Raw genomic sequence first — 18,768 nt, 5'->3', positions numbered from 1 at the left:
TCGCGAAGCGACGCGACCGCAGGGAGCGCCCTTGACGGCCCGGACCGACACGGAAGGACAGTGGACTGCCGGGAAACCCCCGGACTCCCTCTGACACCGGTCACCGGGACCCCGCCCCCCGAAGCCCCACCCCCGCCCCTCCCCACCCCACCCCGCCCCCCGGATACCTAGTGGCCTGAGTAGCCGCGCTCATGTGCTGCTCTCGGCGGCGCAGTTGACTTGCGGCATGGATCAAGACACCTCGCGCGACCACTGCGCATTCATCGCGCCGCTGATCTCCACCCTGTTGACGCTGCCGATGGGGATCCTCGCGTTCTTCTCCGCCGGGCTGTCTCCCATGGCCTGCGATTCCTGTGGGGACGCCGCCAGCGACCGCTTCGATGCCTCGTACGACCTCGCGTTCCCCGTCTTCAACACCGGCCTGCTGCTCGTCCTCGCCGTGCTGGTGGTCTGCTGGGCGCTGCCCTGGCAGCGGCGGAACGCCGCCCGGCGGATCGGGTTCTCCTTGCTCGCTCCTGCCGTCGTCGTCCTCGACTACGTCGTGTTCGCCGCCATCGTCGACTGGCCCTGAGGTGCGCCGATGGGGCCGATCGGGCCGATCGGGCCGATCGGGCCGATCGGCCCCATCGCCCGCCCGCCCACCCGCCCACCCGCCCGGCCGCCCGCACGCGACCGCGGCAGCGCCGACGACTGCCTCCGCCCCTTCCCCCCTCTCCGCCCCCTCCCCCTCGCCCGCACGGTCGTCAAGATCGGCCCGCACCGGTGGGTCGGGCCCGGCGTCACGGTGCCGTTCGTCGCGTACGCCGCCCGCCGGCTCCCCCGGTACCCGCTCCCCCGGTACCCCCTTCGCCGGTACCCGCTCCACCGGTACCGGCAGCGGCGGACCGACAGCGCGGAGTGACAGCGCGGAGTGACAGCGCGGAGTGACAGCGCGGAGTGACAGATTCCTCTCCCGCTCCGTGAACCCCCGCCCGGCCCCTGCCTACGCTGCCCGGCATGGACAGGAACAGGGTGCCGAGGTGGTGGCAGGTCTGGTGGAGGGTCTGGCGGGCCGAACCCCCCGCCCAACCCCCCGCCGGTCCCCCCGCCGGGTCCGCGCATGTCTGGCCGCTGCGCTGACCCGGTCGGGGCCGGGACCGGTCCCCGGTGGGGGGCCGGTCCCGGCGCCGCGTCAGTCGATGCCCTGCGCGAAGCGGAAGAAGCGGTTCGGGTCGTAGGTGCGCTTGACCGAGCGGAGGCGGGTGTAGTTCCGGCCGTAGTAGGCCTCTCGCCAGTTCGTCAGCGCCGGGTCCATGTAGTTCTGGTACGACTGGTGCAGCGAGGCCGAGAAGGGCTCCACGGTGTTGAAGCCGTTGTCCACCCACGCCTGGCCGCGGTCCTTGTCCTCCTGCGTGAGGTTCGGGTTGGTCAGGCCCACCGAGTACCCGGCGTTGAAGAGCGAGTCGCGGTGCACGAAGGCCGTGGCCGTCGGGGCGACGTCGTTGACCTTGCCCGCGTAGGCGAAGAGGCCCAGGAAGCGGAACTGGCCCGGGCGGAAGTCGGCCGTGAAGGCCGCCACGGCCGCCTCGGCGTCGGTGCGGCTCCAGGCGCGGGCGAAGAAGTTGTTCCGGCCCAGGGAGTAGTTGTCGCGCGACAGCTGGGCCTCGGGCGAGTAGCCGATCCGGTGGCACTCGTTGACGGTCTTGGTGCCGCAGCCGAAGACGTTCATCATCGCGTCCCGGTACGGCAGTTCGCTGACCGTGCGCGAGGTGGTGGGCCGGCCGACGGCGGTGACGAGCCGGTCGAGGGCCCGGTCGCAGTCGGCCTGCGGGCCGGCGTAGCCGCCGGTGAGGACGACGTACGGCTCGGTGCCCGCCGGGGCGTCGGTGGAGAGCAGGAACAAGAGCTCCGAGGAGAGCTCCCGGGGCGCGGTCGCGATCCAGTCCTGCCAGGCAAGGATCACCTGGACGGCGTCCGACCAGGCGAAGTTCAGGTTGTACGTGGTGAGCGAGGGGATCTGGACCGGCTGCACCTCGAAGTCGGTGACGACCCCGAAGTTGCCGCCGCCACCGCCGCGCAGGGCCCAGTACAGGTCTGGGTTCTCGGTCTCCGAGGCCCGGACGGTCCGCCCGTTGGCCAGGACGACGCGGGCCGAGACCAGCCGGTCGGCGCCCATGCCGAACTTGCGGGTGGCGTAGCCGAGGCCGCCGCCCTGGAGCCAGCCGCCGACCGCGACGGTGGGACACGTACCGGCCGCCACCTGGATGTTGTAAGGAGCGAGGGAGTTGAGGACGTCGACGCCCTGGCTGCCCGGTCCGAGGTGGACGGTGTCTCCGGGGCGGACCTGGTTGAGCTTCGAGACGTCGATGACCAGGCCCGGGGTGGTCGAGTAGCCGGCCTGGCTGTGGCCGCCGCTGCGCACCGCGGGGGCGAGGCCGTAGTCCTGGGCGAAGCGGATGCACGCGGCCACGTCGGCCTCGCTGGTGCAGTAGGCGATGGCCTGCGGGTGGATCACGTCGAACTGGGCCAGCTGCAGCTGCTTGGCCGTCTCGTACGTCGCGTCGGCGGGCAGGACGAGCCGGCCGGTCAGCCGGCTCTGCAGGGTCTTCCACGGGGTGGCGCCGGCGGCCTGCGCCAGCATCAGGCCCCCGGTACCGGCTGTCAGTGCGGCGGCGGCCCCGACGCTGGCGCCGGCGCGTATGAGCGAGCGTCTGGTGAGCACGTGAACCACACTCCGTTCCGTCCTGGCGTGCAGGACAAAGCTTTCGGTCGAGTGCGTGCAGCCTCGGTCAGGAACGCAGGGTTCCCGCCACTCCTATCCGGAATCCGTCACTACCCGGCGACGGGCCGGCGCTGAGCTGACGGACTCGGTTCGCGGCCCGCAAGTCGGCCGGTGGGTGGCGCCTACGGTGACGCCCCGACCGACAGGGGTACAGGGAGGGGTGACGTCCGCATGGGCAGTGCGCGCAGGCCGTACGTCCTGCTGTCCGCCGCGATGAGCGTGGACGGGCGGCTCGACGACGCGACCCCCGACCGGCTGTTGCTGTCCTCGCCGGAGGACTTCGACCGGGTGGACGCCGTACGGGCGTCCTGCGACGCGCTGCTGGTGGGCGCGAGCACCGTACGGAAGGACGATCCGCGGCTGTTGGTGGGCGATCCGCGGCGGCGGGCGGCCCGGGTGGACCGCGGCGAGCCCGCGGATCCGCTCAAGGTCACCGTCACCGCTTCGCCCTGGCTCGATCCCGGGCTGCGGTTCTGGCACTGCGGCGGCGAGAAGGTGGTGTTCACCGTCGACGCGAGCGCGGGCCCGCTGCGCGCGGTGCTGGGCGGTCTCGCCGAGGTGGTGAGCACCGGGCCGGAGCTGGACTGGGCGCGGGTGCTCGACGTGCTCGGGCGGCGCGGTGTCGGGCGGCTGATGGTGGAGGGCGGCACGTCCGTGCACACGCAGCTGCTCGCCCTGGACCTGGCCGACGAGCTCCAGGTGGCCGTGGCTCCGCTGCTGGTGGGGCAGGAGGGCGCGCCGCGGCTGGTGGGCGGGGCCGAGTTCCCGGGCGGGCCCGCTGCCCGGATGAGACTGCTGGACGCGCGGGTGGCGGGCGATGCCGTCGTGCTGCGCTACGCGCCGAAGGAGCGTGCCCTGTGACGCCGCTGTACTTGTCGGACGAGGAGTGGATGCGCCGGGCGGTCGCCCTGTCGCGGCTGTGCCCGCCCAGCCCGGGCGCGTACTCGGTGGGCGCGGTGCTCGTGGACGGCGGCGGGATGGAGCTGTCGTACGGGTACAGCCGCGAGGGCGACCCGACCGTGCACGCGGAGGAGGCGGCGCTGGCCAAGCTCGCGCCGGACGATGCCCGGCTGCCCGCGGCGACGCTCTACTCGACGCTGGAGCCGTGCTCGGAGCGGCGCTCCCGGCCGGATCCGTGTGCCCGGCTGGCGATCGCGGCGGGGGTGCGCCGGGTGGTCATCGCCTGGCGGGAGCCGGCGCTGTTCGTGGCGGAGTGCACGGGCGTGGCCGAGCTGCGCGCGGCCGGGATCGAGGTCGTGGAGCTGTCACGGCTGGCCGGGGAGGCCCGGCAGGTCAACGCGCACCTGTGGGCGGGACCGGGAAGTTGACGTACTCGCGCCTGCGGCGTTGTCGGCGCGGCTCGCGGCGCAAAAAGTGGGCACGGCTAGCTCGCACTCATCCGGAGGTATTTTTCAATGTCTGAGCCGCTCCGCGTCGCAGTCATCGTCGCAAGTGTCCGTGACGGCCGGTTCGGCCCGGTCATCGCGAACTGGTTCACCGGTGTCGCCCGTGAGCGGCAGAACCTTGAGATCGACGTGATCGACCTGATCGAGCACGACCTGCCGAACCGGCTGTCGCAGTCGCCGGACCTGGAGGTCCAGGCCGTGCTCTCGGGCGTTTCGCCCCGCCTGGCCGCCGCCGACGCGTTCGTCGTCGTCACCCCCGAGTACAACCACTCGTACCCCGCCTCGCTCAAGTCGCTGATCGACTGGCACACCACCGAGTGGCACGCCAAGCCCGTCGGCTTCGTCGGCTACGGCGGCCTCGCCGGCGGTATGCGGGCCGTCGAGCACCTGCGCCAGATCTTCGCCGAGACCCACTCGGTGACGGTCCGCGACACCGTCGGATTCCACGGTCCCTGGGGCCAGTTCGACGAGCAGGGCAACCTCATCGACCCGACCGAGGCAGAGGCCGCGGCCAAGACCCTCCTGGACGCGCTGGAGTGGTGGGGCACCGCGCTGAAGGACAAGAAGGCCCAGCAGCCGTACGGCGGCTGATCGACGCGCCGCGCCCACCCGTAGACCAGCCCGGACCGGCCCACCCTCCCGGGGTGCACCGCAGCCCCAGGAGGAACGATGAGCCTGCGCACGACCTCTCCCCAGCCCACCGTCCCGCACGGGGCCGTCTTACGGGGCGGGGTGACCGGCCCCGCCTCTCCGGAGGCGGGGCGGTCCGTTGCGCGCGTGGTGGCGGCCATCTCCCTGCTCGGGATGCTGGTGGTGGGCCAGCTGTACGTGGCGATCCCGCTGCTGCCCGACATCGGGCGGGCCTGGGGGGTGGACCAGGCGTCGGCCACCTGGGCCACGTCCGCGTACGCGGTGACGTACGCGATCATCTCGCTGTTCAGCGGGGCGCTGGCCCGGCGGTTCGGCACCCGGGCGGTGCTGGTCGCCGGGGTGAGCGCGCTAGCCGTGGTGACCGCCTGCGTGCCGCTGGCGGACTCCTTCGGAGTGGGGCTGGCGCTGCGGGCCGGACAGGGTCTGTTCGCCGGCGTGTACGTACCGCTGGTGTACGCCTACCTGAACACGCACATACCGGCTTCGAAGCTGCCGACGGCGCTGACGATCGTCTCCGCCTGCATGGCGGGGACGATCGTCGCCGGTCAGGTGGAATCGCAGCTGCTGGCCGCCGCCGTCGGCTGGCGGGGCACGTTCTGGGTGACCGCGCCGCTGCTGCTGGCGGGTGCGCAGCTCCTGCGCCGGGTGCTGGCGCCGGTGGATCCGGCGCGGGCCGAGGGCGGCGCGGACACCGGGGCCGCCGGGGGCGCCGCCTCGCGGGCGGCGCGCGGCGCCGTCCGGCGGATGTGGCTGAGGCTGCTGCCCCTGTACGTCGTCGGGATCACCTGCTCCAGCACCATGACGGCCGTCTACACGAGCGTGCAGCTCTACGGTCCGGCCTCGCTGGTCGGTGACGGCCAGGCGATGCTGACGCTGCGGGCCACGGCGATTCCCGCGCTGGTGCTGGGCGTCCTGCTGTCGCCGCTGCTGGGCCGGATCCCGGCGCGGCCGCGCGGGGCCGGTGCGTTCGCCGTGGCGGCGGCGGGGATCTGCGGCGCCGGGCTGTTCGGCGGTACGGCCGCCGGGCTGGCCGGGGCGCTGTTCGTCTTCATGCTGGGCCTGGCGGCGATCGGCCCTGCCGTGGTGCAGGAGATCGGCGCGATCTCGGGCGCGGCCCACGGGGTCATGGCGACGGCCCTGTACGGGTTCACGCTGAACATCGGCGGCGGGGTCGGGGCACAGATCCCGCTCGCGTTCGGCGAGGTCAGGGGCGTCGGACTGTTCATGTCCGCGCTGCTGGGCGGCTGCGTGGTGCTGCTGGTGGCGACCGGCCGCCGACGGCGGCGTGCCGCGTACGTGACGGACTAGAGCCGGCGCCCTCGATGGGGCGCCGGGCACGGAACAGGATCAGCTCAAAGGCCCCGGCAGTCGAAAACCGGAAACGAGCGGGGGCGGTCGAAAGGGAGTGCATCTCGTCATGACGAACATCGCTGTCATCTACTACTCGTCCACCGGCTCCACCTACAAGCTCGCCGAGGCCGCCGCCTCCGCGGCCGAGAAGGAGGGCGCGGAGGTCCGCCTGCTGCGCGTCGCCGAGATCGACCCGAACGGCGAGGCCGCGCGCCGCGACGGCGCCTCGGACTTCCAGAACGCCACGAAGGACGTCCCCGTGGTGACCCTCGCGGACCTGGAGTGGGCGGACGGCATCCTCATCGGCACCCCGGTGCACTTCGGTCTCGCCGCCCCGCAGCTGATGCACTTCATCAACTCCACGTCGAAGCTGTCGATCGAGGGGAAGCTGCTGAACAAGGCGGTCTCCGCCTTCGCGTCCGGCTCGGCGGCCCACGGCGGCCAGGTCTCCGCGATCCTCGCCCTGCACAACGCGATCACCCACTGGGGTTCGCTCATCGTCTCCACCGGTTCCACGGACCCGGTGCTGTACAAGCCGAAGAACGGCAACCCGTACGGCGCCTCCGCCGTGGTCGGCGGCAACCCGGGCCAGGTCCCGGAGGAGAACCTGGAGGCCGCGGCCTTCCAGGCGCGCCGTACGCTGGAGGTCGCCTCCGTGATCAAGACCCTGGACGCCCGGTGATCGACAACGGGCTCGCCACGGCCTACCTGGCCCGGATCGGCGCCTCCCGCCCCGCGAAGGCCGACCTGGCGGCGCTGGCCGAGCTGACGGAACGGCACGTGCTGACCGTGCCGTTCGAGAACCTCGACTACCACCTCGGCCGGGAGATCCACCTGGACGAGCGGGTCGTCGACAAGATCGTGCACCAGGGCCGCGGCGGTGCCTGCTACGAGGTGAACCCGGCCTTCGGGATGCTGCTGGAGGCGCTCGGCTTCCAGGTGGAGATCCTCTCGGCGCGGGTCCACCGCCCGGGCGGGCTCGGAGCTCCGCTGGGCCACCTGATGCTGCGCGTGACCGTCGACGGATCGGCGTACCTGGTGGACGTGGGCTTCCGGCGCAACGCGCGCCGGCCGCTGCTCCTGGGCACCGGGGCCGTGCAGTACGACGCGCAGGGCGCTTTCGCCTTCGGACCTGAGCAGCAGGGGGAGTTCGACCTGTTCCTGGACGGCGATCCGATGTACCGGGTGGACGGCCGGGCGCGTGAGCTGGGCGAGTTCCGGCCTTCGCTGTGGTGGTTCCGCACCTGTCCGGACTCGCCGTTCATGCAGGACGTGTTCTGCTCGCTCCCGACGGTCGAGGGCCGGATCACGCTGAAGGGCCACACGCTGACCAAGCGCGTCCACGGCGAGTTCACCGTGGAGCACCTGGCCGACGACACCGAGGTGTTCGAGGCCTACCACAAGCACTTCGGAATGACGCTGGACCGGCTGCCCGACGAGCCGGTACGCCCCGAGGGCACGCCCGGCATCGCCGTCGAGTAGCCGCGGGTCCCCACCCCGCATCCCCACCTCCCCTCCCCCACGCGTGCCGCCGGATCCCCCCACTCCCCCCACGGTGCGCACCCCACCTCCCCCGCCTCCGCCAGGTACCTCCTTTCCCCCCTCCCAGGAGTCACCATGACCACACTCGTCACGGCACCGGCCGAACTGCCGAATGCGTTCCTGCGCGCCTTCAACGCCCGCGACATGGAGGCGATCGACCGCCTCTTCGAACCCGGGGCGGTCCGCGTGCTGACCCCCGGCGAGGTCGTCACGGGCGAGGGCCGGCGCGAGGCGACCCGCAGCTTCATGGCGCTCGGCATCCCGATGAAATTGACGGTGCGCCACTGCTATGAATACGACGACTTGGCGCTCCTGCTGTGTGACTATCTGATCAAGGGCGTCAAGCCGGACGGAACTTCCGTTCTCCACGAAGGCACGGCCACGGATGTGGTGCGCCGCGGCGCGGACGGTTCCTGGCGCTATGCCATTGACAACCCGCCGGGAATCGACCGCGAAAGCGCGAAGCCCTGAATCCCACAAGACAAGAGAGATTGAAGAGCCGATGACCAACGTCGCGATCGTCTACTACTCGGCCACCGGAAACATCCACAAGCTCGCGGTGGCAGCAGCCGAGGCCGCCGAGAAGGCGGGCGCGCAGGTCCGTCTGCGCCGCGTCGCCGAGATCCAGGAAGCCACCATCGCGCCCAACTTCACGGAGTGGACCGAGGCGTTCCAGGAGCACGTCGGCGGCAGCAGCCGCGAGGTCGAGATCGCCACGCAGGACGACCTCGACTGGGCCGACGCGGTCATCTGGGGCACCCCGGGCCGCTACGGCGCCATGGCCGGCCCGCTCAAGCACTTCATCGACCAGACCTTCGAACTGCACGCCCGCGGCGGGCTGAAGAACAAGGCCATGTCCTCGTTCACGTCCACGGGCACCCAGCACGGCGGCCAGGAGTCGACCGTCCTGTCGCTGTCGAACGTCTTCTACCACTGGGGCGCGATCATCGTGCCCCCGGGCGTCACCGACCCGATCATGGTGGCGCCGAGCAACGGCAACCCGTACGGCGTGAGCGCCACCTCCGGGCTCCAGGCGGTCCCCGGACTGCTCGCCCAGAACGTGACCGAGGACAACCTCAAGGCGGTCGGCTACCAGACCGTGCGCACCCTCCGGGTCGCCGAGGCGCTCAAGCAGGGGCTGGGTAACTGACACACCTCTGCAACCAGCAGGAACAGCAACGCACCGGCACCGGAAAGGCCCGTAGCGGGAGCATCCGCTACGGGCCTTTTCTCGCGCTCACCACAGTGAATTCCCGCCATATCCATGGCTCGAATCCGCCGAGCTGACACAGTCAAACAACCGCCATTGGGCCCGGGCATTCTTGGTGAGAACTTGAACACATGCTCCGGATTCCCAAGAACAAGACGCCGCTCTACCTCGGCCTGGTGGCCGAGGAGGCTGCCGCCCAGTTCGGCGCCAACACCATCACGCTCGACCGCACCATGGACGCCCTCCCCGAGGTCGGCCAGGTCCTGACGGTCGCCCAATTCGCCGACCTGATCGCCGAGATGGCAAACCGCCTGTGGGCCAGTGGTATCCGGCCCAGCGAACACGTCGTCATCCACAAGACCAACAACTTCGACATCACCCTCTTCGCGTGCGCCGCGGCCCGCATCGGCGCCGTCCCGGTGATGCTCTCCGCGCACCTCGACGGAGAGACCATCAACGCGCTGCTGCAGCGGCTGCCTTCGCCGACGCTGCTGACGGACGCCGCGAAGCTCACGGGCTCGCTGGCCGCCTCGCCGCTCGCCGAGCTCACCGCGCGGGTCATCTCGGTCACCGAGCCGGTCGAGGGCGCGATCTCGCTCTCCGACCTGGCCGGCGCCCCCGAGCGCACGCCGGTGACGCTGCACCCCGACTCGCACGCGATCATGACCCACACCTCGGGCACCACCGGCATCCCCAAGCTGGTCGTGCACTCGGCCCGTTCGATCGGTGCCCGCTACCGCTGGCAGAACATCCCCGTCAGGCTGCTGCGCCAGCGCGAACCGATCCTGATGCACGTCTCCTACGTCCACTCGCGGATGTACCCGGGCATCGCCTCCATGATGCTCAACAACAAGCCGATGGTCTTCCTGGACGACGCCGAGCCTGCGAAGGTCGCGGACGCGATGGTCAAGTACCGTCCGGGCGTCTTCGAGACCCACCCGAACTCCTTCCTGGAGTGCGAGTCGATCCTCGACGACCCGCGCAAGCCGTTCAAGACGGTCCGCTTCTACAACTCCACCTTCGATGCCATCCACCCCGGCACGATGGACAAGTTCCTGCGGGCCTCGGAGCGCAAGAACCCCGTCTTCCTCCAGGTCTACGGCCAGAGCGAGTGCGGCCCGCTGGTCGGCCGCCCGTACACCCGCAAGACCGTCATGAAGGCCGACGGCCGCTGCCAGGGCTACTCCACACCGGGCATCACCAAGTACCGCCTGGTGTCCCGCAACGGCAAGCCCGTCTCCCACGACAACCCCGGCTACATCGACGTGCAGACCGCGGGCCGCGCCCTGACCTACTACGGCGAGGCCGAGCGCTTCGAGAAGCAGCTCGACGGCGAGTGGTGGCGCGGAGGTGACATCGGCTACCGCACCAAGTGGGGCTGCCTGCACCTGCTGGACCGCGAGGTCGACCAGATCCCGACCATCCACTCCACCCTGGAGGTCGAGGACACGGTCCTGCACCGGCTGCCCGAGCTGACCGAGCTGATCATCGTGCCGGGTCCCGAGAAGGAGCCGGTGCCGGTCGTCTGCACCAAGGACGACGCCCCGCTGGACCTCGGACGCTGGAAGCGCGCCATAGCCGACCAGTCCACGATGGCCGACCCCATCCAGATGAAGCTCGGCGAGCTGCCGCGCACGGCCACCGCCAAGATCAAGCGCCTCGAACTGGCCCGCCGGCTCGCCGACCAGGTGACCCACGACCTGGCCTCCTGAGCCGGCGCGCACCGGACTCCACCGCACTGCACCGCAGATCAGGCACCACACCGACCCCCGACCCGACCCCGGGAGCTGTACACCATGTCAACGACCCAGAACCAGGAAGGCCGGCGCAAGCACCTCGGCCTCACCCTGGCGCTGCTCGCCTTCGCCCAGCTGATCATCTCCATCGACTACAACATCGTCTACGTGGCCCTGCCCGACATCGGCAGCGGACTCGGCTTCTCCGCCCAGACCCTCCAGTGGGTCGTCAGCGCCTACGCCGTCGCCTTCGGCGGGTTCCTGCTCCTCGGCGGCCGCGCCTGCGACCTGTTCGGCCCGCGCCGCATGTTCGTCCTCGGCCTCGCCCTCTACGCCGGCTCCTCCCTGCTCGGCGGCCTCGCCGGCAGCCCCGAGGTGCTGATCGCCGCCCGCGCGATCCAGGGCATCGGCGGCGCCTTCCTCTTCCCGGCGACCCTGACCCTGGTCTCCACCAGCTTCGCCGAGGGCAAGGAGCGCAACCGCGCCTTCGCCGTCTGGGGCACCGCCGGCGGCAGTGGCATGATCGTCGGCTCGCTGCTCGGCGGCGTGCTCACCCAGTCCCTCGGCTGGGAGTCCGTCTTCTACGTCAACGTGCCGCTGGCCGGCATCGCCGCGCTGCTCGCCTTCCCGCTGATCAAGCCGGACGCCGCCCGCAACACCGCCCGCAGCTTCGACCTGCTGGGCGCCCTGACCTCCACGGTCGGCATCACCGCGATCGTCTTCGCCCTGGTCCAGGGTCCCGAGTCCGGCTGGGCCTCCTCCGAGGTCCTCGGCGCCCTCGCCGTCGGCGTGGTCCTGCTCATCGCCTTCTTCGTCATCGAGAAGAAGTCCTCGGACCCGCTGCTGCCGCTGTCGCTCTTCAAGAACCGCAACCTCACCACCGCCGTGGGCGTGACCTTCTTCTACATGGCCACCTTCGGCACCCTGCTGTACTTCCTCACCGTCTACTTCCAGGGCGTCCACGGCTACAGCCCGCTGGAGACCGGCGTCGCCTTCCTCGTCCCGATGGTCGCCATCGCCATCGGCGCCCAGACGGCCGGCGGCCTCGCCACCAAGTACGGCATCCGCGCCATCATGGTCGGCGCCATGGTCATCGGTGTCATCGGCACCGCCATCGTCGGCGTCACCATGGCCACCGACGCCTCGTACTGGGCCCTCGTCCCCGGCCTGATCGTCATGGGCCTCGGCCAGGGCGCCGGCTACACCCTGATGTTCGGTGCCGCCGCCATCGGCGTCGCCCCCGAGGACCAGGGCATCGCCTCCGGTGTCGCCTCCACCACCCAGCAGATCGGTGGCGCCGTCGGCCTCGCCGTCCTGGTCGCCATCGCCAACTCCGGCCTGGAGGGCCAGACGGGTGAGGCGCTGCGCACCGCCACCACCGACGGCATCCAGAAGGCGGTCTTCATCGCCGCGGCCGGCATCGTGATCACCGGCCTGATCGCCCTGGGCCTGAAGAAGCCCGAGCAGCAGGCGCAGACCGCGCCGGCCGCCGAGCGCGAGTCACAGACCGCCGGTGTCTGATCCGGCAGCCTGACGCACCGCACGGCGAAGGCCCTTACCCGACCGGGTGGGGGCTTTCGCCGTTGCGCCGTTGCCGTTGCGCCGTACGCCGTCCGCGGTGCCGTGTCGTACGCCGCGGTCCGCCCGGTCCGTAAAGGCCGCTGGGGGGTGTCCCGGATCCGGGACACCCCCCAGCGGTACGGGGTCGGGCTAGACGGAGGCCAGCAGGGCCTCCGCCGAGTCGGGGAGTTCACGGCCCAGCAGGGACCGCAGCCGCGGGTAGGCCGCCGCGTCGCCGGCCAGGATCCCGCCGAGCAGGCTGTCCCCCGCCGAGTCGAGGACGAGCTTGGCGTACACCTCCCCGCCCGCGGATTCCCGTACGAATTCCAGCGCGCCCGGGGTCTGCGCGTGGGCGTCGCCGAAGGAGGCCACGTCCACGCCCATCAGCTTGAGCTTGGTGGACATGTCGGCGCCGGGGAAGCGGGCCGGGCCCTCGCCGAGCAGCTGGGAGGCGACGGCCTCCGCCATCCGGTAGCCCGGGGCCACCAGGCCGTAGCAGCGGCCCTCGACGGCCGCGCATTCACCGATGGCCCACACGTGCGGGTCCGGGGTGCGGCAGTGGTCGTCCACGAGGAAGCCGCCCCGCTCACCGCGCGGCAGGTCCGCTGGGACCGCCAGAAAGTCCTGCGGCCGTACCCCGGCGGAGAAGACGACGAGGCCGGTCTCGATCGCCGTACCGTCCGCGAAGACCAGGCGGGCCACCCGTCCGTCGGCGCCCGCCTCGATGCGGCTGGTCGCCGCCCCCAGGTGGGTGGTGACGCCGAGCCGGGTGACGAGCCGGTCGAGGACGCGGCCGCCGCCCTCGTCGACCTGGACGGGCATCAGCCGCGGGGCCATCTCCACGACGTGCGGGGCGAGCCCCAGCAGGCGCAGGCCGTTGGCGGCCTCCAGGCCGAGGAGACCGCCGCCGATCACCACGCCGGTGGTGGTGCGGGCGGCGGCCTCACGGATGGCGTCGAGGTCGGCGAGGGTGCGGTAGACGCAGGCGCCGGGCAGTTCGCGGCCGGGGACGGGCGGGACGAAGGGCACCGATCCGGTGGCCAGGACGAGGGCGTCGTAGGGGACCCGGCCGCCGTCCTCCAGGGCGACGGTGCGCAGCTCGCGGTCAATGCCGACGGCCCTGGTGGAGGTGTGGAACTCCACCAGGGCGTCGTGGAACAGGGCCGGCTTCACCAGGCTCAGCTCGGCCGGGGTCTTGTCGTCGAGGGCGGAGGAGAGCCTGACCCGGTCGTAGGCGGGGTGTCTCTCCTCTCCGAGGACCACCACCCGCCAGGTTCCGTCCGGGTCGCGGGAGCGGAGCTCCTCGACGAGCCGGTGGCCGGTCATTCCGTGTCCGATGACGACGAGGGTTCGGGTGGTCATACGGGTTTCCTTTGCGGGGTGAGGGCCTCCGCTCCGGGTCAACTGCCGGTCGCGGCAGGCGTGGTGGAGGCAAGGGAAGTGCACACGGACTCCACCTGGCGGGCGCAGCCGCCGCAGCCGGTGGTCGCGCGGGTGGCGGCCGCGAGCTCGGCGAGGCCCTGGGCCCCGGCGTGCCAGGCCCGTGTGAGGTCCTGATGGGTGACGTTGTTGCACAGGCAGATGACGGTCTCGGGCGTGATCTCTTCGGAGCCGGCCTTGGCCAGGCGGGGAGCTCGGCCCAGGAGCAGGCTGAGCCGGTCGCGCGGGACGGGCGCGTCGTGGACGTACAGCTCGGTCGTGGTGGCGATGGCCCGGTCGAAACCGAGGAGGACCGCGGCGGTGATGTGTTCGCCGGTCAGCTCCAGGCGCGCGTAGCGGCCGTTCGCCGGGTCGTTGAGGGTGATCGTCTCGTCGGAGGGGGCGCTGCCGGGCATGCCGAGGACCACGAGTCCGGGGCCTGCGATACGGGGGCGCAGGACACGGCGGGCCGGGGCCACGCCGCGGGCGCCGGAGGCGAGGTGGCGGGCCAGGGCCTCGGCCTGGGCCCAGCCGGAGGCCAGGGATCCGCCGCGGTTGCCGCGGTGTTCGGCGCAGTCGCCGATGGCGTGGACCAGCGGGTCGTCGGTGCGCATGCAGTCGTCGACGAGGATGCCGGTGCGGACGGCCAGTCCGGCGGTGCGGGCCAGGCCGGTCTCGGGCAGGACTCCGGTGCACAGCAGCAGGGTGTTAGCGGGCAGGGCGGTGCCGTCGGCGAGGGTGAGGGCGGCGGGGGCGTGGGCGGTGGCGGGAGTGTAGGCGGTGGCGGGGCTGCCGGCGACGAGTTCGACGCCGGCGGCGGTGAGCCGGTCGTGTACGAGGGCGCCCGCGGCAGCGTCCAGGAGGTGCTCCATCGGCCAGGGGCCGGGGTGGACGAGGGTGACCGGACGGTTCTTGAGGGCCAGCGCGAACGCCGCTTCGACGCCCAGGGATCCGGCGCCCAGGATGGTCACCGGGGCCCGGGCGGCCACCACGGCCGGGGCGGTGAGCCGGGCGCAGTCGGCGAGGGTGCGCAGGACGGCGACCCCGGCGGCCGGGCTCCCGTCGGGGGTGCGCAGGCCGGGCAGGTCGGGAATGCGCGGGGTGGCGCCGGTGGCCAGGATCAGCCGGGCGTACGGGAAGACGTCCCCGTCCGCGGTGTGCACGCGGCGGCGGAGGCGGTCGATGCGGACGGCGCAGACGCCGGTCAGGATCGTGGTGTCGCCCGGCGGCGGGGGCAGTTCCATCGCTTCGACCGGCAGGCTGCCGTCGAGGGCGGAGGTGAGCAGGGCGCGGTGGTAGGCGGGGGTGTCCTCGGCGCCGAGGACGGTGACGGGGTCCTCGCAGCCGAAGTGCCGCAGCCGGTCGAGGATCTGGTGGGCGGCGGGGCCGTTCCCGATGACGAGGATCGGCGCGGTGCAGTGCGTGGTCATGGGCGGGCGTCCTGGAGGAGTGCGGGGCCGGAGCCGGGGGCGGAGCCGGGGCCGGGGGCGGTGGCGGGCACGACGGCGGTGTCGACGCCGTCGTCCTCGAAGTCGTCCTCGACGCCGTCGCTCCCGGCTTCCGCCTCGGGGAGTTCGAGCTCCGCCGGCTCGATGCGGACCGCGCACACCTTGAACTCGGGCATCCGGCTGCGCGGGTCGAGGGCGTCGTTGGTGATCAGGTTGGCCCGTCCGGCGCCCGGGAAGTGGAACGGCAGGAAGACGGTGTCGGCGCGCAGGGTCGGGTCCAGGCGGACCCGGGCGAGGGTGGTGCCGCGCGCGGAGCTGACCCGGGCGTGGCCGCCCTCGGTCAGGCCGGCGCGGACGGCCGTGTCGGGATGCACCTCGACGTGCGCCTCGGGGGCGGCGGCGGTCAGCTGGGGCACCCGGCGGGTCTGCGCACCGGACTGGTACTGGGCCAGGACCCGGCCGGTGGTGGCGTACAGGGGGTGCTCGGCGTGGGCCTCCTCGGCGGGCGGGCGGTGCTCGACCTCGGCGAAGCGGGCCCGGCCGTCGGGGTGGGCGAACCGGTCGAGGAAGAGCCGGGGGGTGCCGGGGTGGGCGGGCTCGCCGTCGGGGGTCCCGGGGCACGGCCAGTGCAGGGTCTCGCCCGCGTCGAGGCGTTCGTAGCTGATCCCCGAGTAGTCGGCGGGTCCGCCCCGGGAGGCGCGGCCCAACTCCTCGAAGACGGAACGGGGTTCGGCCGGGTAGCGCTCGGGGAGGTCGCCCAGCCGGGTGGCGAGGGCGCGCAGGACGGCGAGGTCGGAGCGGGCCCCGGGCGGCGGGTCGAGCAGTCGGCGCCGGCGCAGGATGCGGCCTTCGAGGTTGGTCATGGTGCCTTCCTCTTCGGCCCACTGGGTGACGGGCAGCACCACGTCGGCCATGCGCGCGGTCTCGGAGGGCACGAAGTCGGCGACGACGAGCAGGTCCAGGGAGGCCATGCGTTCGGCGACGCGGTCGGCGCGCGGGGCGGAGACCACCGGATTGGCGCCGAAGACGAGCAGGGCGCGCGGGCCGGTGTCGGTGCCCAGGGCGCTGAGGAGTTCGTAGGCGCTGCGGCCCGGGCCGGGGATGACCTCGGGGTCGACGCCCCAGACCCGCGCCACGTGCGCGCGGGCCGCCGGGTCGGTGATCATCCGGTAGCCGGGCAGCTGGTCGGCCTTCTGGCCGTGCTCCCGGCCGCCCTGGCCGTTGCCCTGGCCGGTGAGGCAGCCGTATCCGCTGCCCTCGCGGCCGGGCAGGCCCAGGGCGAGCGCGATGTTGATGAAGGCGGCGACGGTGTCGGTGCCCTTGCTGTGCTGTTCGGCGCCGCGCCCGGTGAGGACGTACGCGCGGTCGGCGCCGGCGAGCATCCGCACGGCCTCGCGCTGGTCGCTGACGGGTACGCCGGTGACCTTCTCCACGCGCTCGGGCCACCACGAGGCGGCGCGCTTCCACGCGGCCTCGAAGCCGGTGGTGCGGCGGTCGACGTAGGCCCGGTCGGCGTGGCCGTCGACGACGAGGATGTGCATCAGGCCGAGGGCGAGGGCCAGGTCGGTGCCGGGGCGCGGCTGGAGGTGCAGGGCCGCGCGGGCGGCGGTGGGGGTGCGGCGGGGGTCGATGACGATCAGCCGGGCGGCGCCGAGGTGGCGCATCAGCGGGGGCATCGTCTCGGCGGGGTTGGCCCCGGCGAGCAGGATCGTGTCGGCGGCCCCGAGGTCGGTGACGGGGAAGGGCAGTCCGCGGTCCAGGCCGAAGGCGGCGTTTCCGGCGGCGGCCGCCGAGGACATGCAGAAGCGGCCGTTGTAGTCGATCTGGCTGGTGCCGAGGGCGAGGCGGGCGAACTTGCCGAGCAGGTAGGCCTTTTCGTTGGTGAGTCCGCCGCCGCCGAACACGCCGACGGCGTCGGGGCCGTGCTCGGCTCGGATCCGGCCGAGGCCGGCGGCCACCGTGTCGAGGGCGGTGTCCCAGTCGGTGGGGCGCAGGGTCCCGCCGGCGTCCCGGACCAGGGGGGTCCGGAGCCGGTCGGGGGTGGTGAGCAGGGCGGGGGCGGTCCAGCCCTTCTGGCACAGGCCGCCGCTGTTGACGGGGAACTCGGGGTCGGGCCGGACATCGGCTCCGCCCGCCGGTTCGTCCCGGCTCAGCAGGGTGCCGCATTGCAGGGCGCAGTACGGGCAGTGGGTCCGTACGGTCCCGTCGGCCCCGGTCCCGTCGGCCCCGGTGCCGGAGGACGGGGTCTGCTCAGACATGGACGTTCTCCGGGCGGGCGGCGGTGGCCGCCGCCGTCTGCTGCTGCGGGGCCGGGGCGCCGGCCCGCTCGCGGCGTACGTACACCGTCCAGACGACGGCGGCGCAGAGGGCGTAGTAGCCGAGGAAGGACAGGAAGGCGGGGGTGCCGTTGCTCGCGCCGCCGCTGTAGGCGCCGCGGAAGGCGAGGTTGATGGCGACTCCGCCGAGCGCGCCGATCGCGCCCGAGATGCCGATGGCGGCGCCCGACAGGCGGCGGGCGGTGGCGAAGGCCCGGGTGGCGTCCTGGCCTTCCACGATGCGGGCCTCGGCCTGGCGGGTGAAGGCCGCGGGGATCAGCTTGTAGGTGGAGCCGTTGCCGATGCCGCTGAGGACGAACAGGGCGGTGAATCCGGCGATGAAGATCGGCAGGGAGTCGCGTGCCGAGGCGAGGAGCAGTACCCCGGTGCCGGCTCCCATGCCGGCGAAGGTGATGAGGGTGATGCGGGCGCCGCCGAACCGGTCGGCGAGCCAGCCGCCGAGGGGGCGGGAGAAGGAGCCGAGCAGCGGGCCGAGGAAGGTGTAGGAGGCCGCCTGGAGCGGGGTGGAGCCGAACTGGGTCTGCAGGACCAGCCCGAAGGCGAATCCGTAGCCGATGAACGAGCCGAACGTGCCGATGTAGAGGAGCGAGATGAGCCAGGTGTCGCGCTGGGCGAGGGCCTCGCGCTGGGCGCCCGGGTCGGTCCGTACGGTCGCGATGTTGTCCATCTTCAGCGCGCAGACGAGGGAGACGAGCACGATGAGCGGCAGGTAGCAGGCGGCGATGTACGCCGGGTGGGTGTCGCCCGCGGTGGAGATGACGAGCAGGCCCAGCAGCTGGACGGCGGCCACGCCGAGGTTGCCGCCGCCCGCGTTGAGGCCGAGGGCCCAGCCCTGGTGGCGGCGCGGGAAGAAGCCGGTGATGTTGGTCATCGAGGAGGCGAAGTTGCCGCCGCCGACCCCGCCGAGGGCGCTGATCAGCAGGAAGACCCACAGCGGGGTGCCGGGGCGCTGGATGAACCACACGGTGAGCAGGGCCGGCACCAGCAGGATCGCGGAGGCGAAGACGGTCCAGTTGCGGCCGCCGAAGCGGGTGACGGCGTAGCTGTACGAGGGGCGCAGGAGGGCGCCGACGAGCGTGGGGGTGACGACGAGGAGGAACTTCTCGTCGGGTGCGAAGCCGAGGCCGATCCTGGGCGTCATGAACAGCACCAGGACCGACCACATGCTCCAGACGGAGAAGCCGATGTGCTCGGAGACGACGGACAGGTAGAGGTTGCGCAGGGCGATGCGCTTGCCGCCGCGCTCCCAGTACTGCTCGTCCTCGGCGTCCCAGTCCTCGATCCAGCGCCCCTTGGCTGATCGCGTGGCTGCTCTCTCGGCACTCATGACCTGGTTTCTCCCTTGTCTG

15 protein-coding genes and 1 pseudogene are annotated in these 18,768 nt (G+C 72.4%); 11 read left to right on the top strand and 5 right to left on the bottom strand.

The genetic code is table 11. The annotated features are described in order from the left end of the window. Window positions 1–226: 226 nt before the first annotated feature. Entirely contained in the window at window positions 227–571 is a 345-nt protein-coding gene (locus tag ACIBAD_RS33235) for a hypothetical protein (RefSeq protein WP_134072275.1), read from the top strand. A gap of 9 nt (window positions 572–580) precedes the next feature. Then, a complete protein-coding gene (locus ACIBAD_RS33230) occupies window positions 581–901 on the top strand; it encodes a hypothetical protein (RefSeq protein ID WP_398910480.1) in 321 nt (106 codons plus the stop codon). Window positions 902–1,171: 270 nt separating this feature from the next. On the opposite strand, the gene ACIBAD_RS33225 is transcribed toward ACIBAD_RS33230, so the two are convergent. Then, a complete protein-coding gene (locus ACIBAD_RS33225; protein WP_134072277.1) occupies window positions 1,172–2,701 on the bottom strand; it encodes an FAD-binding protein in 1,530 nt (509 codons plus the stop codon). Window positions 2,702–2,932: 231 nt separating this feature from the next. Here ACIBAD_RS33225 and ACIBAD_RS33220 point away from each other — a divergent pair. From ACIBAD_RS33220 to ACIBAD_RS33180, 9 genes and pseudogenes are all read left to right on the top strand, one after another. After that, a pseudogene (locus ACIBAD_RS33220) lies at window positions 2,933–4,089 on the top strand (dihydrofolate reductase family protein). 87 nt (window positions 4,090–4,176) lie between these two features. Next, on the top strand, window positions 4,177–4,758 hold the full coding sequence (locus tag ACIBAD_RS33215; RefSeq protein ID WP_053691892.1) for an NADPH-dependent FMN reductase: 582 nt from the start codon (window positions 4,177–4,179) through the stop codon (window positions 4,756–4,758). A gap of 78 nt (window positions 4,759–4,836) precedes the next feature. Continuing rightward, entirely contained in the window at window positions 4,837–6,126 is a 1,290-nt protein-coding gene (locus ACIBAD_RS33210) for an MFS transporter (RefSeq protein ID WP_134072281.1), read from the top strand. Window positions 6,127–6,235: 109 nt separating this feature from the next. After that, window positions 6,236–6,850 (top strand): NAD(P)H-dependent oxidoreductase, encoded by a 615-nt coding sequence (locus ACIBAD_RS33205; protein WP_134072283.1) that lies wholly within the window; start codon window positions 6,236–6,238, stop codon window positions 6,848–6,850. Further along, a complete protein-coding gene (locus tag ACIBAD_RS33200) occupies window positions 6,847–7,650 on the top strand; it encodes an arylamine N-acetyltransferase (RefSeq protein ID WP_398910475.1) in 804 nt (267 codons plus the stop codon). The genes ACIBAD_RS33205 and ACIBAD_RS33200 overlap by 4 nt, the downstream gene beginning before the upstream one ends. Before the next feature lie 135 nt (window positions 7,651–7,785). After that, window positions 7,786–8,181, top strand: a complete 396-nt coding sequence (locus tag ACIBAD_RS33195) for a DUF4440 domain-containing protein (protein WP_134072285.1) — start codon at window positions 7,786–7,788, stop codon at window positions 8,179–8,181. A 31-nt stretch (window positions 8,182–8,212) separates the two neighbouring features. Beyond that, on the top strand, window positions 8,213–8,860 hold the full coding sequence (locus ACIBAD_RS33190) for an NAD(P)H-dependent oxidoreductase (protein ID WP_099890086.1): 648 nt from the start codon (window positions 8,213–8,215) through the stop codon (window positions 8,858–8,860). 191 nt (window positions 8,861–9,051) lie between these two features. After that, window positions 9,052–10,632: an AMP-binding protein gene (locus tag ACIBAD_RS33185; protein ID WP_134072287.1), complete on the top strand. Its 1,581-nt coding sequence runs from the start codon at window positions 9,052–9,054 to the stop codon at window positions 10,630–10,632. A gap of 84 nt (window positions 10,633–10,716) precedes the next feature. Then, complete coding sequence (locus ACIBAD_RS33180) at window positions 10,717–12,177, top strand: MFS transporter (RefSeq protein WP_398910472.1); 1,461 nt, start codon at window positions 10,717–10,719, stop codon at window positions 12,175–12,177. A 189-nt stretch (window positions 12,178–12,366) separates the two neighbouring features. Here ACIBAD_RS33180 and ACIBAD_RS33175 read toward each other — a convergent pair whose 3' ends face one another. Genes ACIBAD_RS33175 through ACIBAD_RS33160 form a run of 4 tightly spaced genes read right to left on the bottom strand, consistent with a single transcriptional unit; the run spans window position 12,367 to window position 18,746 of the window. Further along, on the bottom strand, window positions 12,367–13,578 hold the full coding sequence (locus ACIBAD_RS33175) for an NAD(P)/FAD-dependent oxidoreductase (protein WP_398910470.1): 1,212 nt from the start codon (window positions 13,576–13,578) through the stop codon (window positions 12,367–12,369). A 38-nt stretch (window positions 13,579–13,616) separates the two neighbouring features. Continuing rightward, window positions 13,617–15,065 carry an FAD-dependent oxidoreductase gene (locus ACIBAD_RS33170; RefSeq protein ID WP_398910468.1) on the bottom strand — a complete coding sequence of 483 codons (1,449 nt, stop codon included), beginning with the start codon at window positions 15,063–15,065 and terminating at the stop codon, window positions 13,617–13,619. Next, entirely contained in the window at window positions 15,062–17,341 is a 2,280-nt protein-coding gene (locus ACIBAD_RS33165) for a molybdopterin oxidoreductase family protein (protein WP_398910467.1), read from the bottom strand. The genes ACIBAD_RS33170 and ACIBAD_RS33165 overlap by 4 nt, the downstream gene beginning before the upstream one ends. Next, window positions 17,334–18,746 carry an MFS transporter gene (locus tag ACIBAD_RS33160; RefSeq protein ID WP_398910465.1) on the bottom strand — a complete coding sequence of 471 codons (1,413 nt, stop codon included), beginning with the start codon at window positions 18,744–18,746 and terminating at the stop codon, window positions 17,334–17,336. Before ACIBAD_RS33160 ends, ACIBAD_RS33165 begins: the two co-directional genes overlap by 8 nt. Window positions 18,747–18,768 lie beyond the last annotated feature (22 nt).

The sequence above is a fragment of the Streptomyces sp. NPDC051109 genome (assembly GCF_044455885.1).
Lineage (GTDB): Bacteria > Actinomycetota > Actinomycetes > Streptomycetales > Streptomycetaceae > Streptomyces.
This window is presented reverse-complemented; position numbering and strand designations above follow the sequence as displayed.

Coding starts and splice junctions, on each gene's coding strand:
- ACIBAD_RS33235 (WP_134072275.1), top strand. CDS start 227: ATGGATCAAGACACCTCGCGCGACCACTGCGCATTCATCGCGCCGCTG.
- ACIBAD_RS33230 (WP_398910480.1), top strand. CDS start 581: ATGGGGCCGATCGGGCCGATCGGGCCGATCGGGCCGATCGGCCCCATC.
- ACIBAD_RS33215 (WP_053691892.1), top strand. CDS start 4,177: ATGTCTGAGCCGCTCCGCGTCGCAGTCATCGTCGCAAGTGTCCGTGAC.
- ACIBAD_RS33210 (WP_134072281.1), top strand. CDS start 4,837: ATGAGCCTGCGCACGACCTCTCCCCAGCCCACCGTCCCGCACGGGGCC.
- ACIBAD_RS33205 (WP_134072283.1), top strand. CDS start 6,236: ATGACGAACATCGCTGTCATCTACTACTCGTCCACCGGCTCCACCTAC.
- ACIBAD_RS33195 (WP_134072285.1), top strand. CDS start 7,786: ATGACCACACTCGTCACGGCACCGGCCGAACTGCCGAATGCGTTCCTG.
- ACIBAD_RS33190 (WP_099890086.1), top strand. CDS start 8,213: ATGACCAACGTCGCGATCGTCTACTACTCGGCCACCGGAAACATCCAC.
- ACIBAD_RS33185 (WP_134072287.1), top strand. CDS start 9,052: ATGCTCCGGATTCCCAAGAACAAGACGCCGCTCTACCTCGGCCTGGTG.
- ACIBAD_RS33180 (WP_398910472.1), top strand. CDS start 10,717: ATGTCAACGACCCAGAACCAGGAAGGCCGGCGCAAGCACCTCGGCCTC.
- ACIBAD_RS33175 (WP_398910470.1), bottom strand. CDS start 13,578: ATGACCACCCGAACCCTCGTCGTCATCGGACACGGAATGACCGGCCAC.
- ACIBAD_RS33170 (WP_398910468.1), bottom strand. CDS start 15,065: ATGACCACGCACTGCACCGCGCCGATCCTCGTCATCGGGAACGGCCCC.
- ACIBAD_RS33165 (WP_398910467.1), bottom strand. CDS start 17,341: ATGTCTGAGCAGACCCCGTCCTCCGGCACCGGGGCCGACGGGACCGGG.
- ACIBAD_RS33160 (WP_398910465.1), bottom strand. CDS start 18,746: ATGAGTGCCGAGAGAGCAGCCACGCGATCAGCCAAGGGGCGCTGGATC.